Here is a 13,958-nt window from a genome sequence, read left to right as displayed (position 1 = left end):
GTACTAAAACGTACTCAAACCCGTCGCTTCCATGAACCGATAAAGCAAACGGCGTTTCACGCTACTGTCGGCAAAGACTTCATAGTCAGCACTGAACACGCGGCCATCGCGATTGTGCCATTGATCGTCGAACCATTCGACTCCTTCGTGCAGTGCTTGCTCGGTTACCGACCCACGCAAAATCACACTGGTTTCGAGGTTAAGGTTGTGGAGGTTCCGGCGGGTGAAATTAGTCGACCCCAATAGCATAGTCGCCTGGCCGGTGGCGCTGCGATGCATGAGCCATTTGGCATGGCACTGTTCGCCTTGCGTCGCGCACCAGCGCACTGTTACGCCGACTTGAGCGAGCTCGTGGCCAACCGGGCGATTGGGCACACCATTCTTTTCGCGGCCGAATGCGTCTTTGTTTGGATCAAGTAAAACGCGAACGATAACGCCGCGCGTTGTCGCGCGTTTTAACGCACTGATGACGTGTCGATCAGACAGGTAAAACACGGCTAGGTCTAGGTTTTCCGAGGGCTGAGCGGCGTCAATGATGTCGACAAGTGCTTGTTCAACGGCACGCTCGGTGACGACTTGCAGCGTCGTGTTTGTTGGTGTTGGTTCTGGCGTTGATTCTGGGCTTGGTACATTTAATATTACTTCTGGACCACCAGAAAATCCGAGTACAGCCTTCTCACTTTCAAGTAGGTCAAGCACTGCAGGGCCGGTAAAGCGCAACGCAACATTACCGTGGGCGCTGCTGCCATCGTGCGGGTTGGCGCTGGTGACTAAGGCGACAAGTTCTGAACTTTCGTGCTGGTCGCTAATGATGAGTTTACGATGGTTGGCTTTGAAGTTGAGCAACGCGAGGTAACTACGAATGGACACGCGCCCGTCACCAAACGGATTCGGTGCCGTGTTCGCTTCGCTATTGCCAAATTGCTGAAACACCAAACGCCAAAGCCCTGAGTAGGCCGGGTTGCTGTCTCGTAAACGCGCAAGCCGGGTTAACGTCACGTCAATATTCGCCGCTTCTAAACGCTGAAAATGCTCGGATGTTTGGCCACCGTACACCGTATTCAGCGGGTCAGAAATGACGTGGATGTTGATCTCGGGGTACCGTTGTTTTTGATCGATAAGCGCCTGCGTTAACTCCGCCGACAGCGCCCGGTGATCTTCACTGACGGCCCCCTGAAAGTCGTTAAACAGGAACATGTCGACCAGGATAAACTGACGCGCGTTGGCGACCATGTCGAGTACGCCGTCGAAAATTTCCTGCTCTATGTAACGACTTTCAGGTTCGCCAGCGTGACCATAAGTGATGTCAGTGAGAAACGAAACTTGCGCGACCGGGTGTTCAGCGCCAGCTAAATTAAGCCCAGCAGGCAGCGGTTTGTAGACATGATACACAGCGGTCACGAGCCAAACACTCGCAAAACACAAGAAGATAATTCGAATCACTGAACGCGATTTCATGCCACGACTTCCATTCATAGTGTTGTTTTAACGAGTGTAATGGAAAAATCGCACGGGCACATGATAATTCTGCGTAAATAGAAACACCCTCGCAATGAGGGCGTGTTAGTGAGCTTGCATCACGCTACTTAACGCAAATGCTTGACCATGGTAGCGACGACCGCATAAGCGCTCGCTGGATTCTGGCCGGTAATCACCGACCGCTACGAAAATTGACGCCAGCGTATTTCCGTCTATGCTCAATAAGAATCTGATTTTATTGACAATGCTCGAGGTAATAAAAATGACAAAAAGGCGGAGTTGGCCGGTCACTCAAATCTGGCTGTGTTGTTTAGCGATGGTAATGAGCCTTCCTGTCCACGCGGAAAAAATAGCCTTAGTGGGTGGTCGTTTAATCGACGGAACGGTTGCACCGCCTATGTTACACAGTGTCATTTTGATTGATGATGGCATTATTCAGCAAGTTGGCACCGTCGATTCGCTTCCAGTTCCTGAGGGATATCGTGAGATTAATATGGGCGGCCATGATATTTTGCCCGGCTTATGGGAAAACCACGCCCACTTGATGCTGGTGGGACATGCGGACTACCCTCACTGGAATGCCACCTATTCTGATCGCTTCGAGTCAGAAATTATGCCCGCGGCAGCTTTGCAATTATTACTTGCTGGCGTCACCAGTGCACGCGACTTGGGTGCACCATTAACAGCGTCGGTTAATGTAAAGGCCGCCATTCGCGAAGGCCGTATTCCGGGACCACACCTGTATACCTCAGGCCCTTTCCTGCAACATGAAGTGGATGATTGGCAGAAGGGTTATCGTTGGGAAGTCAAAACTGTTAGGGAAGCGCGTTTACGCGTTCGGGAACTTCACGAAGCCGGCATGGAGATCGTTAAGCTGATTGACCATGACGATATGGAAATTGAGGTTGCGCGAGCCATTGTAGAAGAAGCCCATCGGTTAGGAATGAAAGTGGTCGCCCATGCCCACAAACCAAATGAAATTCGGATCGGTGTCGAGATTGGTATCGATAATTTTGAGCACACTGGCCTAACCACAGCGCCCGGTTACCCACAGGATGTCCTTGATGCCCTGATAGAGCGAACTGCAACGGGTATTTTTGACGGCTTGTTATTCTGGACACCAACGGTTGAAGGGCTTTGGAATTATTCAAATACTGTTGCTAACCCAACCCGCTTGACTGATCCCTGTTGGGAGCGAGGCCTTTCTGACGAAGTGATAGCTGACATTCGAAGCTCCATTCAACACCCTTCGCAGCTTGGCTACATGCAGCTAACCCCGCTCCGTCGCTCGACGTTGAAGAATAAAATTGCGCAACTAAAAGACACCGGCGTGGTTATGTTGATTGGAACGGACAGCGGTATTCCAATGAAATTTCATTGCCAGTCTACATGGCAAGAAATGGCATGGTGGGTTGAAGAAATGGAGTTTGATGCTCAAGAGACCATTCGCGCTGCAACCTATTGGCCTGCCGTAATGATGGGTGTCCAAGATCGATTTGGAACCCTACAAGCTGGCAAAGTGGCCGACATTATCGCTGTTCGAGGCGATGTATTGCGCTATATAAATTTGCTGCAAAAAGTGGAATTTGTCATGAAAGAAGGAAAAATTTACAAGCAAGATGGACAAGTGATCCAGTCCGCGCTCTGATTTCAAGTCTTCAAGGGGGAGAGGATAAGAATTTGTGGGTAAAGGGCCTTGTGGGATTGCGAGTTCGAGGTTCATCAACTAGAGGAATTGCTAAGGGTTGTTCTAATTTAAGAGGCCTGTAAAAAAAGTAGCAAACTAAGCTCCTGAATTAAGCGGGAAACGTAAATTGAAGCCAACGATTCCAACTTTGGTCCACTTTCGGATTTGTCCGAATATTTGCAGGCAAATAGATATGAAAAAGCTCACTGGTTTACTCGCGTTAGTGTTGATTCCTAGCTTGTTTTTACAAACCGCCACGGCCCAAGAAGAGCGTACAGCTTTAGTTCCGTTGCCCTCTGTCGATGATTTTACTCGAGGACAAGACGGCTGGGCGTTTGGACTTGGTCTCGGTATTGAATATGAAACGGCCTATGAAGGCTCGGACGAATTTGGCTTCGAGGTAGACCCGGCGGGAGCCATTCAGTGGCGCCGCGGCAATGACATTTTTTTCTTCGCTGGCGAAGCACTCGGTTGGCGTGGTTTGCGTAACGACACTTGGTTTTTGCAAGCGCTGATTGGCTTTGACGAAGGTCGTGAAGAGGGTGACTCAGACAAAGGCTATTTAGACGGCCTTGGTGACGGTAAAGAAGGCCTTGAGTTCGTCTTCGAAGCACGACGTGCGTTCGACGCTGACTGGCGAAATTGGTTAGTCGGCCGCGTCGTCGCTAGCGAAAACGGTAACCTTGGCCTATTCGGTGTCGGCCGTCGTTTCGGCGACAAGTTTGACGGCTCGGGTTCAGAAATTAACCTCGTTGCGGTATTCCATGATAGCGAGTTTGCCAACAAAGACTTCGGTATCACCGCCCAACAAGCGGCAGCTTCGGGCTTGCGGGAAACCCGCATGAGCGGCGGCTTCCGTTCGGTCGGTTTGGACTATAGTTATCGCCACATTGTGAACAAAAACTGGCAGATTTTCGGCGAAGTTTTGTATGAATATTACAGCAGCGACGTGCGCAACAGCCCAATTGCACGCAGCAACTTCGAAGCTGAAGTCGGTATTGGTTTTATTTACGTGTTTTAATTATTTCGCAGGATGAGACTAGCGCCGGATAGTTTTCTATTCGGCGTTTTATTTTGGCTTATTAGCTAATGCAGTCGATGTTCGCGCCTTGCTTCAATTTGTTTCGCGGGTAAGTCTTTACCGAGCACCGGTTGCAGTGCAGCTTGAACTTTTGGCAGCAAGACAGCAAATTCTTCCAGCAAGACTTGCTCGGTTACCTCGTCATTAAAAACCAAAGTGACCACTAAGCTTGCCGGAAAGCGCTTGTAATTCACCTCATGGGTAAGCCAAACAAAGCCTGTCAGCTGCGGCTTCATCGTTTCACACACATCGGTTAAACGCCGAATGATTTCATTTTCGAGTTGTTTGTCGGATTTACGCATGGTTAAACGCCTTGAGCTCTCAAAATAATATCCTAGAAACTAGTCAAGAGGCACATAATAGCGCGCACTGCCCCGCCACGGGGTAGTTTTTTACAGCACGCCTGCTTGGGGATACAAGTACCGGCTGCCGAACTTGGTATTGCGCCAGAGGAGCTAATCAAGCAGCTGTTAGTGGGTTGCTTGCGCGATACACAGTAACGTTTACGAGGAGTTATCTTATGAGCACAACACAGGCCATTTTTCTGGGTGGCGCCCCTTTGTTCGCCCTCGCCTTGATCGGCATTTTTGTGTACCTCAATAGAGATAAATTTGGGAAGGGTAACAATAAGAAATCACGTGAATAGGGGATTAGTTTTGGATGGTTAAGCCTAGCTCTGATTTCGTAGCCAGAACCGCTTATATCCCTAATTTTCGGAGCAAGTTATCCCTGAACCACTGTTTGTGGTGTTGCGGTGTAACACTAACCGCTGCGTTACATGTATGTTTTGTGGGAACACCTTTAATTAAGTGGCCAAAGGTAGTTGGCCACCACAACTCTCATGCATAAATAAACGAATTTTCTATACATATACCAATCAATATGTATAAATAATGCTATTATCTATACATAAATACGGTCACTTGCATTAATAATAGGATTTTCTATATGTCTGTACCCATGCTTCCTCTCACCGACATAGAACGCTTGGAGACTCGAGCTGTACTCAAAAAAGCAGCTGAGGCACACCGTTTTCTAGCAGAGCTGAAAGGTGTTGCAGCAAGTATTCCGAATGAGAGTATCCTCATTAATACCTTGTCGCTTCAGGAAGCCAAAGATAGCTCTGAAATTGAGAATATAGTCACCACGCACGATGAGCTTTATAAAGCGAGTCTGTTCGAAGGTGGAACCGTGCATCCTGCCGCTAAAGAAGTTCAAGACTATGCCATTGCTTTAAAGCAATCCTTTGCAAAAGTGCGTCACTCCAAAGTCATTCGTCTCCACGACATTCTTGAGGTCCAGCGTCACCTTGAACATAACAAAGCTGGACTGCGACGACTGCCCGGCACCGAACTGCGAAATATGGCTACTGGCGAAGTCGTCTATACCCCGCCCCAACATGCCGAAGAAATTGCGAATTTAATGGATAACCTCGTTCAATACATGAACGATGACCATCTCTGTGATACCGATCCATTGATAAAAATGGCAATTGTCCATCATCAATTTGAAAGCATTCATCCTTTTTACGATGGCAATGGCCGCTCGGGTCGCATCTTAAACATTCTGTATTTGGTTACGAAGGATCTTCTGAACCTTCCTGTTTTGTATTTAAGTAGATACATAACGCGCAATAAAGCCGAATACTATCGACTGTTGCAGCACGTGCGCGAAACGGGCGAGTGGGAGCCATGGCTACTCTATATGTTAGAGGGTGTAAGCGAGACATCTAAGCGTACAATTGAGCTCATTACAGCAATGAAATCTCTCATGAAAGATGTAAAACATCGCATGCGGGGTGAGTTGCCCAAGATCTATCGTCAAGAGCTGCTCAACAACCTATTCCACCACCCGTATACCAAGATAGAGTTTGTCGAAAATGAATTAGGTGTGAGTAGACTCACGGCCAGCAAGTACCTTGAGCAACTCGTTGAACACGGCTTCGTTACCAAGCACCGGATCGGGCGCGCAAACTACTATGTTAATGAGCCCCTGTGCGCGCTATTAATAACACAAAGTTAAGCGGATGCTGGGCGTGGTTTATTCAATATTCTGAATCTGCTCCCGCATCTGCTCAATCAACACCTTCAACTCCACCGCTGCATTGGTAATGTCCGCATTAATCGATTTCGACCCGAGGGTGTTCGCTTCGCGGTTGAATTCTTGCATCATGAAGTCTAAGCGGCGGCCGCAGGCGCCACCTTTGCGCAACACGTTGCGGGTTTCTTTAATGTGGCTGTCGAGGCGGTCGAGTTCTTCGGCAACGTCGGTTTTCTGTGCCAGCAGCACCATTTCTTGGGCGAGGCGCTCGGAGTCCAGTTCCATCTGTGCTTCTTCAAACTTGCCGCGTAGGCGTTCGCGCTGCCACTCCAGTACTTCTGGCATGCGGCCGCGTACGAATGCTGCTTGTTCGGCAATGCCATCAAGGCGGGTTTCGATTAATGCACGCATGTTGGCGCCTTCGCTGGCACGGGCGTCAATGAATGCCTGCAGGGCGCGGTCGAAGCCGGCAATCAGTTCGGCTTGAATGGCGTCCATGTCGGCTTCGGCGGCTTCCAGCACGCCTGGCCAGCGCAGTACATCAATCGGGTCAATTGAGGCTTTGGCGCCTTGGCTTTGCACCCACTCGGCGCTACGCAGTAACGCAGTCGCTAAGGCTTCGTTAATTTTCAATTCGCTGCTCGCGCCTGGGTTGGCGGTAAAGCGCAAGCCGCATTCTACTTTGCCGCGTTGTAGCGCTTGGCGCAGGCGCTCGCGCAGTACGGGCTCGACGCCACGGAATTGTTCTGGCAGGCGGAAGTAGGTTTCAAGGTAGCGCTGGTTCACTGAGCGCAGTTCCCAAACGGCGGTGCCCCAGTCGGCTTTCACTTCTTCACGGGCGTAGGCGGTCATACTGTAAATCATAAAATGGCTCTCTTGTTTTTAATCGAAAATAAAAGGTCCATTTTGCTGTCAATTTCGCATTCAGAAGCAGCAAAATGTCCGCTTAGTATAGCGTTTCGCTGAGCTACTGGGAAATGGCCGCAGGGAAATGACCGTCCCGCCAGCGCGGCCATGCGTGGCGAAAATGCGCCAAAACGCTTATACTATGCCCCCAGCTCATTCCACCCACCTAAGCAAGAGGTTTTCCTATGCGTCCAAGCGGCCGTACAGCTCAACAAATTCGTCCGGTTACGATTACTCGCAACTATACCCGCCACGCTGAAGGAAGTGTGCTGATTGAATTCGGTGACACGAAAGTATTGTGTAACGCCAGTGTGCAAGAAGGGGTACCGCGCTTTTTGAAGGGCAAAGGCCAAGGCTGGATTACTGCCGAATACGGCATGTTACCGCGGGCGACGCACACGCGTTCGGATCGCGAAGCGGCACGTGGCAAGCAAGGCGGTCGCACCATGGAAATTCAGCGTTTAATCGCGCGTTCATTGCGCGCTGCGGTCGACTTAAGTGCACTGGGCGAGAACACTATTACCGTTGACTGTGACGTCATTCAGGCCGACGGTGGCACCCGCACAGCTTCAATTACTGGCGCTTGCGTGGCCTTGGTGGACGCAATTAACCATTTACGCAAAAAGAACCTCGTCAAATCAAACCCGTTGAAGTGTATGGTTGCGGCGGTTTCGGTGGGTATGTATCGCGGTGAAGCGGTTGCTGACTTGGACTACCCGGAAGATTCGGAAGCTGACACCGACATGAACGTGGTCATGACCGACACCGGTAAAATTATTGAGATTCAAGGGACTGCCGAAGCGGAACCGTTTAGTTTTGACGACATGAACCAGATGGTTGAGCTAGCTAAACACGCCATTCGTGAGCTCAACGACTTACAGAAAGAGGCTTTAAATTCATGAAGGCTTATCAACGCGAATTTATTGAATTTGCCCTTGGCAAAGGTGTTTTAAAATTCGGCGAGTTTACGTTGAAGTCTGGCCGTACGAGTCCCTACTTTTTCAACGCGGGTTTATTTAACACCGGCGCTGACTTAGCCAAGCTTGGCCGTTATTACGCGGCGGCGCTGCAAGACTCGGGCATCGAGTTCGACGTTCTCTTTGGCCCGGCCTACAAAGGCATTCCAATTGCCACGGCGGCAGCGGTCAGTCTGTTTGAGCACCATGGCAAAGACGTGCCCTACTGCTTTAACCGCAAAGAAGCGAAAACTCACGGCGAAGGTGGCAACTTGGTTGGCTCGGAGCTGAAAGGTCGGATTATGTTGGTCGACGATGTCATCACCGCCGGCACTGCCATTCGTGAGTCGATGGACATTGTTGAAGCCAATGGCGCTAGCCTTGCGGGCGTGTTGATTGCGTTAGACCGGCAGGAAAAAGGCAAAGGCGAGCTCAGTGCAATTCAGGAAGTGGAGCGCGACTACAATGCCAAAGTCATTGCTATTGTGACGCTTGGCGACATTATCGAGTACTTAAGCGAGCAACCGGGCCAGGAAGCCATGCTCGAAAAAGTGCGCGAGTATCGCCAGCAATACGGGATTTAAATCTTCGGTGGCTCGGGCAATATTAAACTGAACCGAGCGCCGCCGAGCGGGCTATCGCTAATGTCGATACGCCCGCCATGCCACTCCATGATCCGGCTGACAATGGTCAGCCCTAAACCGGCACCACCGCTGTCTCGCGAGCGACTTTCTTCTAAACGCACAAACGGCTTCAAGATTTTCTGCCGTTCGCTGGCCGGAATGCCGGCACCGTCGTCATCAACGTGAATCACAAGCTCTCCCTGCCGTTGAATCACTTCCACATGCACCTTGTTGTTGGCATGGCGGCTGGCGTTTTGCAGCAAGTTGTTTAACGCGCGCTCGAGGTAATGGCCGTCACAGCAAAAATGCAGATGTTCAGGGGCGGTTAAATGAATGCTCCGGGCACCGTCGCGTTGGTATTTCTCGACCACGTGCGAACACAGCTCGCTGACATCCACGTCTTCGCGTTCCATCAGCTCTTCTTGGGCTTCCATGCGCGCATAGTCGAGCAGGGTGTCGACGATCGCTTCCATTTCTTGCACGTCTTCTTGCAGCGCTTCGGTTTTCGTCGGCGAGTCAGGCAGCGCCAAGGCAAACTTCATTCGCGCTAACGGCGTGCGTAAGTCGTGGGACACGGCATGGGTCAGGTCGCGCTGAATACCGAGTAAGTACCAAATGCGTTCACGCATGGTATTAAAGCTCAGCGCCAGCGGATACACCAAAGAGCGTTTCGATAGATTCAGCGGCTTTTGGTCAGGTTGCGAAACATAACGCAAATGCTCTTCCAGTCGTTTTAAATCACGTGACAACGGCCACAGCCAAATCGTTGTGACCACAGCGAGAAGCAAAAAAAACAGCAAATGATAGGCATAGGTTGGGCTTGGCGTTTCATCAATGACTGGGCCAACTCGCCAGATATCGTCGCGGTGTTGGATATACACGTACAATTGCGTGCTGTCGCCAAACAGAATCACCGGCTCACCGGCCGCAAACTTACTTTGTTGTGCTGCGGGCCAGCGCACTTGCCCGCTGCCGACCACTTGCACCGGCAAATCAAGTGCCTGCTCAAGCTGTTCGGGGCGCTCGATATACTGGCTTAAGTTCACGAACGACTCGGCTAATGGCTCGACCCAAGCGGGCATGTCGTTCTGTTGGCTGCTCCACAACTGCTCGATGGTCCAGCCAAGGCCGACCACGGCCAGTAATAAGAATCCATAGAAGTGAAACGCGAGGCGCCGCACGGGTTAGTCCCAAGCGTCGGCAACAAACACGTAGCCACGCCCCCACACGGTTTTAATCGCGTCGTCACGGCCGGTGTATTCGGCCATTTTTTTGCGGATATTCGACACGCGCATGTCAACGGTGCGATCGACGCCGTCGTACTCGCGGCCGATCACGTCAAAGTGAATGGTTTCCCGAGTCACTAAATCGCCCGCATGTTGGGCGAGATACCACAACAAATCGAATTCATGGCTAGTGAGCTTAATTTCGTCATCACCAAAGCGCGCGGCTCGTGATTTGGCGTTGAGTTTTAACCGGCCAAACTCCAGCGCTTTACTATTTTCCAAGCTGTCGCGCGGTTGAAAACGGCGCAGTAAGGCTTCAATGCGCGCCACCAGCACTTGGGGCTCCACCGGTTTCACCACATAGTCATCAGCGCCAATACTCAGACCGGTAATTTGGTCAACGTCGTGCTTGCGCGCGGTGAACATGAGAATAGGTCCGGGGTATTGCGGCCGCAATTGGCGGCACAATTCAAAACCGTCGCGACCGGGCAGCATCACATCGAGAATAATCAGATCAGGGTTGACGTTTTTCACGGCCGCCACAACTTTACTGCCGTTCGCTTCCCAAAACACGTGATACCCCTGCTGGGTCAAGTAGTCCTTAATCAGGTTTGCCAAACGGGTGTCGTCTTCGGCAATCAGAATACGCGTACTCATTAAAACACACTCCATGGGCTACCAAGGCGGCGACGCGCTTTCGGGAACAGGCTTTGAATTTGCATTTCGGTGCTGGCGAGCACATCAAGTGAACTCAAAAACTGCTGGCGACTGGTGCGGCGTGGTCGTTCGCGCCATTCACCTTCGGCGGTTAAATCCGACTCGTCCACTGTAAATAACACTAAGATTTCGTCACCAAACCAAGTCAGCTCACCCAGCCAGCTGCCCGAGGATTCTCTGCGCCAGCAGGCCAATACTTGTTCGTCAAAGGCTAAACACGTGTTCAGTGGCTCTTCACTGCGCCAGTTCACTGACACGGTTTCTTTGCACACGGCAGGTGCGTTGTCAGTGACACAAATTTGTGGCTGCACCCATAAACAAAGGGGCTCGGTACATTCAAGTAATTCATCCACTTGCGGATGGGGTAACGGTACGTCTTGTTGCTTCGCTAGCGCATTTGAGGCAATGAGTGTTGCCGCCGCAAGGATGGTGATCAAGCTATAACGCATAACTCACCCCCAAGAAAAAGGTTGTGGTTGTGTCTTTAGTAATGAGCGGACTGTCGGCCACGCCATCACCCAGCCACATATATCGACCAGAGCCAACGATACTTAAACGATCACTTAGCGGATACTGCCAATGTACCGACAGCGCTGGCTGCACCACGGAACGGCCGCGGTAATAGTAGTTTGGTGCGACATTATCGCGGCTCGACACCCCATAATAATAGTCGACTAAGTCTTGGCTTTTGTAGGTCAACTCACCTTTGAAGTTAAAGTTGCCGAGTGCCGTAGGCACACCTTGACTGACCATGACGCTGGCCCATTGGCCGCGATGTTTGTTGCGGATATCTTGGCTGAGGATCACACCAATGTGGGTGTAGTCGGCTGGGTAATAGTCACCGCGGATGCCGGCGTCGATGGCCCAGCTACGTTTGGCGATGTTGTCGACACTCGGCGGCTCGTCTTCCCAGCCACCGCTCGGTGACGGATTGCGAAACGAGCTCACCCCGCTATAAGCATCACCAAACCAATAACCGGTGATGCTGTCGGTAAAAAAGCTGAATTCTGTATTGAGCTTGGTAAATAACGACACTTCATGGCGGCGTCCTTGTTTCAAGCTGTAGCCGACCATGCCGTTGTCGAAAAAGAAGCGCTCGCCATAGTAACTCACGTCGGGTAGGACGTAGAACGACAGCGGATCAGTACCGCGCACGATCGACGAGCGTTCACCATAGCCCATGGCGACGCGGATATTGAGTTCATTAATGAAGACTTTCAGCTGTTCATTAAAATCTTCAACGAAGCTGGTGTCTGCTTCGTCCGCTTTGACAGGCAAACAGAGACAGGTCGCGAGTGCGACTGCGCTTAGTGTTCGATAGACTGTCGGCATGGCATGAATGGCGCTCAAGTTTTCTCTCGCTCGTCAAGTCTGCGACTCAATGTTTTGCTACTCAGTATGTTGCTGCCCAGTATTAAGCGACTAAGAAAGCCGCAGCACTTGCAGTTCTGAGCCCATTGAGTCGGTGCGTCAATAGTGTCCGCATAGATTAGCAAATAAGCGGGCTCACAACTGCTATAACTGACAAATTGTGACAATTTTCAACGTCTTTTAGGGCGCTTGAATCGCGATACCGATAACGCCATTGGTTACTTGGCAACGTCCCGCTGTGCGCTCAATCTCGCTGTCTTCGCTCGCCAGCATTTGCAGGACAAACGTGTCCTGGAGCAACCGCAATTGTTGGCTACCGCGACAGACATTGTCGATATTGTCATACACGCCGGTGTCGCCCAAGAAGCGCGTGGTAATCGACTCTAAACGCTGTGGCTGTTGCGGCGCTAATACAGCGGTATGCAGGCGACCTGCTTCTAAGCGCCCCATGCTGCCACTGCGCAAGTAATGGAAGGTTGCTGCGAGCATCGCCTCGTTACCTTGCGCGCCTTCTAGGAATAACGCGCCGTCACGACCGATGAGCTCGAACGCGCCGCTACGGGTATTCACCAGCATAGCCGTGTCGCGGTCGAGTCCGATGGCAAGCGGGCTATTACTCGTTGCAGCTGCGCGTAACAAGCGACCTTGGCGGCCACGATGAGACACATCGGTATCAACGATGACATTACGCAACATGCCAAAACCGCCGAGTGGCTCATAGGTCAAGCTATTTGGGTTGAGTCCGCGTGGGCAAGTGTTATCGAGATCACACCCTGGCGTTGGCGCTGTTGCTGCAAACGCACCGTTACGAATGGCTTCGCGACTATGGCCGTTGGTCAGCATATTGCTTGCCACTAATGCTTGGGCGCCCGCTCCGGCGCCGCCCACCGCGATGCGGCCTTGTTCAAACCGTTCGCGCAGCACGGTTAAGTCGTCACTTGCTTGCAACGCGCGAAACAAACGCTGGGCGCTGCCGCCAGTAAAAAACACGGCACTGGCTTGTTCAATCAGCGCTTGGCCAGCGGCGCTATTCGCACAATAAGCGAGTTGTTCTTGGTGGCGGCTTGGCTCGACGCGGTCGCGATCATAGTTACCGCTCAGTTGCCGCCGATAACTTTCCAGTGCACGGCACTCATTCGCCTCGCGCGCGGCGCGAACTGCGACGTCAGCGGGCAACCAGCGCGCTTCCGCACCGGCTTGTTTGAAGGCTTCAACGTGAGCTTCAATTGAGCGGAAGGTATCGCGTTCACCGGCGGTGACGACTAAAATAAGTGGCTTACCGTCACCGTCATTGCGCTTGAGCTGGTCTTCAGCCATAGCAACGAAACGAGTAACAAATTCGGCACTATAATCGGCATTCTCCGCCAAATTAACATGCTCGTTTAAGCCTTCTAAGCGCGGCATTTCAAGGTTATCGAGCACCCGATCATATTCTGCTTCTGACAAACGCATGAGTAAGTCTAAGTAGGCGCGCGAGCGGAAGCGCTCAACGAGGCGATATTCTGGCACCACGCCACGCGCAAAATAGTCGACCATTTCTTCAAGTGCGACGGCCAATTCATCACGTACTTCATCACGCTCACGCGGCCACACGGCACGGCGCAACGCTTCGCGGCGACGCACGTCGGTCAATTGAAATAAGCGTGCGGTGCGCATGTCATTGGCATTAATCCAATCGGTGTTGGCGCAATAGTCTGAGTTCATGCTGGAACACAAGCGTAACTCACTGCCGGTCAGCATGACGTTCCATTGCGGGTCACTACCCGAAGGATCGTTAACCGCGGCAACTGCTGACACACTCAGCGCAGAGACAGCAAAAGCACCGGAAAGGGACACTTTCCAGAGACGGGACCAAAAACTACTCATCATTCG

General features: G+C 51.6%; 14 protein-coding genes. 6 read left to right on the top strand and 8 right to left on the bottom strand.

Features of this window, described 5'->3' with window-relative positions; translation table 11 throughout:
• Positions 1-3 precede the first annotated feature (3 nt).
• Positions 4-1,458, bottom strand: a complete 1,455-nt coding sequence (locus tag LAT77_RS02330) for a phospholipase D-like domain-containing protein (RefSeq protein ID WP_290562935.1) — start codon at positions 1,456-1,458, stop codon at positions 4-6.
• Positions 1,459-1,741: 283 nt separating this feature from the next.
• Between LAT77_RS02330 and LAT77_RS02325 the strand changes: the two genes are divergently transcribed.
• Together LAT77_RS02325 and LAT77_RS02320 are read left to right on the top strand one after the other, a co-directional pair.
• Entirely contained in the window at positions 1,742-3,127 is a 1,386-nt protein-coding gene (locus LAT77_RS02325; RefSeq protein WP_290562934.1) for an amidohydrolase family protein, read from the top strand.
• A 232-nt stretch (positions 3,128-3,359) separates the two neighbouring features.
• Positions 3,360-4,187, top strand: a complete 828-nt coding sequence (locus tag LAT77_RS02320; protein WP_290562933.1) for a MipA/OmpV family protein — start codon at positions 3,360-3,362, stop codon at positions 4,185-4,187.
• A gap of 65 nt (positions 4,188-4,252) precedes the next feature.
• Here the strand turns inward: LAT77_RS02320 and LAT77_RS02315 are convergent, their stop codons facing one another.
• Positions 4,253-4,549, bottom strand: a complete 297-nt coding sequence (locus LAT77_RS02315; RefSeq protein ID WP_290562932.1) for a hypothetical protein — start codon at positions 4,547-4,549, stop codon at positions 4,253-4,255.
• A gap of 218 nt (positions 4,550-4,767) precedes the next feature.
• Between LAT77_RS02315 and LAT77_RS02310 the strand changes: the two genes are divergently transcribed.
• Both LAT77_RS02310 and LAT77_RS02305 read left to right on the top strand, forming a co-directional pair.
• Positions 4,768-4,893, top strand: a complete 126-nt coding sequence (locus LAT77_RS02310; protein ID WP_290562931.1) for a hypothetical protein — start codon at positions 4,768-4,770, stop codon at positions 4,891-4,893.
• Positions 4,894-5,195: 302 nt separating this feature from the next.
• Positions 5,196-6,269 (top strand): Fic family protein, encoded by a 1,074-nt coding sequence (locus tag LAT77_RS02305; RefSeq protein ID WP_290562930.1) that lies wholly within the window; start codon positions 5,196-5,198, stop codon positions 6,267-6,269.
• Positions 6,270-6,287: 18 nt separating this feature from the next.
• Here the strand turns inward: LAT77_RS02305 and LAT77_RS02300 are convergent, their stop codons facing one another.
• Positions 6,288-7,151 carry a YicC/YloC family endoribonuclease gene (locus LAT77_RS02300; protein WP_290562929.1) on the bottom strand — a complete coding sequence of 288 codons (864 nt, stop codon included), beginning with the start codon at positions 7,149-7,151 and terminating at the stop codon, positions 6,288-6,290.
• A 227-nt stretch (positions 7,152-7,378) separates the two neighbouring features.
• Between LAT77_RS02300 and rph the strand changes: the two genes are divergently transcribed.
• Together rph and pyrE are read left to right on the top strand one after the other, a co-directional pair.
• On the top strand, positions 7,379-8,095 hold the full coding sequence (gene rph, locus LAT77_RS02295) for a ribonuclease PH (RefSeq protein ID WP_290562928.1): 717 nt from the start codon (positions 7,379-7,381) through the stop codon (positions 8,093-8,095).
• A complete protein-coding gene (gene pyrE, locus LAT77_RS02290) occupies positions 8,092-8,733 on the top strand; it encodes an orotate phosphoribosyltransferase (protein WP_126793666.1) in 642 nt (213 codons plus the stop codon). Before rph ends, pyrE begins: the two co-directional genes overlap by 4 nt.
• Here pyrE and LAT77_RS02285 read toward each other — a convergent pair.
• The 5 genes from LAT77_RS02285 to LAT77_RS02265 form a co-directional block, all read right to left on the bottom strand.
• A complete protein-coding gene (locus LAT77_RS02285) occupies positions 8,730-9,953 on the bottom strand; it encodes an ATP-binding protein (RefSeq protein WP_290562927.1) in 1,224 nt (407 codons plus the stop codon). The genes pyrE and LAT77_RS02285 overlap by 4 nt on opposite strands.
• A gap of 3 nt (positions 9,954-9,956) precedes the next feature.
• Positions 9,957-10,655, bottom strand: a complete 699-nt coding sequence (locus LAT77_RS02280) for a response regulator transcription factor (RefSeq protein WP_290562926.1) — start codon at positions 10,653-10,655, stop codon at positions 9,957-9,959.
• Entirely contained in the window at positions 10,655-11,164 is a 510-nt protein-coding gene (locus LAT77_RS02275; protein WP_290562925.1) for a DUF3019 domain-containing protein, read from the bottom strand. Before LAT77_RS02275 ends, LAT77_RS02280 begins: the two co-directional genes overlap by 1 nt.
• A complete protein-coding gene (locus LAT77_RS02270) occupies positions 11,154-12,065 on the bottom strand; it encodes a MipA/OmpV family protein (protein WP_290562924.1) in 912 nt (303 codons plus the stop codon). Before LAT77_RS02270 ends, LAT77_RS02275 begins: the two co-directional genes overlap by 11 nt.
• Positions 12,066-12,266: 201 nt before the next feature.
• The gene (locus LAT77_RS02265) at positions 12,267-13,955 is read right to left on the bottom strand and encodes a hypothetical protein (protein WP_290562923.1); all 1,689 of its coding nucleotides are present in this window, start codon (positions 13,953-13,955) and stop codon (positions 12,267-12,269) included.
• Between the last annotated feature and the right edge of the window lie 3 nt (positions 13,956-13,958).

This window comes from Aliidiomarina sp. (assembly GCF_022565475.1).
Taxonomy (GTDB): Bacteria; Pseudomonadota; Gammaproteobacteria; order Enterobacterales; family Alteromonadaceae; genus Aliidiomarina.
Note: the sequence above shows the minus strand (reverse complement) of the source record. Positions and strands in the feature narration are given on the sequence as shown.

Excerpts from the sequence above, each read along its gene's own strand:
- LAT77_RS02280 (WP_290562926.1), bottom strand. The coding sequence starts at position 10,655 with ATGAGTACGCGTATTCTGATTGCCGAAGACGACACCCGTTTGGCAAAC.
- LAT77_RS02300 (WP_290562929.1), bottom strand. The coding sequence starts at position 7,151 with ATGATTTACAGTATGACCGCCTACGCCCGTGAAGAAGTGAAAGCCGAC.
- LAT77_RS02325 (WP_290562934.1), top strand. The coding sequence starts at position 1,742 with ATGACAAAAAGGCGGAGTTGGCCGGTCACTCAAATCTGGCTGTGTTGT.
- LAT77_RS02310 (WP_290562931.1), top strand. The coding sequence starts at position 4,768 with ATGAGCACAACACAGGCCATTTTTCTGGGTGGCGCCCCTTTGTTCGCC.
- LAT77_RS02305 (WP_290562930.1), top strand. The coding sequence starts at position 5,196 with ATGTCTGTACCCATGCTTCCTCTCACCGACATAGAACGCTTGGAGACT.
- LAT77_RS02265 (WP_290562923.1), bottom strand. The coding sequence starts at position 13,955 with ATGATGAGTAGTTTTTGGTCCCGTCTCTGGAAAGTGTCCCTTTCCGGT.
- rph (WP_290562928.1), top strand. The coding sequence starts at position 7,379 with ATGCGTCCAAGCGGCCGTACAGCTCAACAAATTCGTCCGGTTACGATT.
- LAT77_RS02275 (WP_290562925.1), bottom strand. The coding sequence starts at position 11,164 with ATGCGTTATAGCTTGATCACCATCCTTGCGGCGGCAACACTCATTGCC.
- pyrE (WP_126793666.1), top strand. The coding sequence starts at position 8,092 with ATGAAGGCTTATCAACGCGAATTTATTGAATTTGCCCTTGGCAAAGGT.
- LAT77_RS02315 (WP_290562932.1), bottom strand. The coding sequence starts at position 4,549 with ATGCGTAAATCCGACAAACAACTCGAAAATGAAATCATTCGGCGTTTA.
- LAT77_RS02330 (WP_290562935.1), bottom strand. The coding sequence starts at position 1,458 with ATGAAATCGCGTTCAGTGATTCGAATTATCTTCTTGTGTTTTGCGAGT.
- LAT77_RS02320 (WP_290562933.1), top strand. The coding sequence starts at position 3,360 with ATGAAAAAGCTCACTGGTTTACTCGCGTTAGTGTTGATTCCTAGCTTG.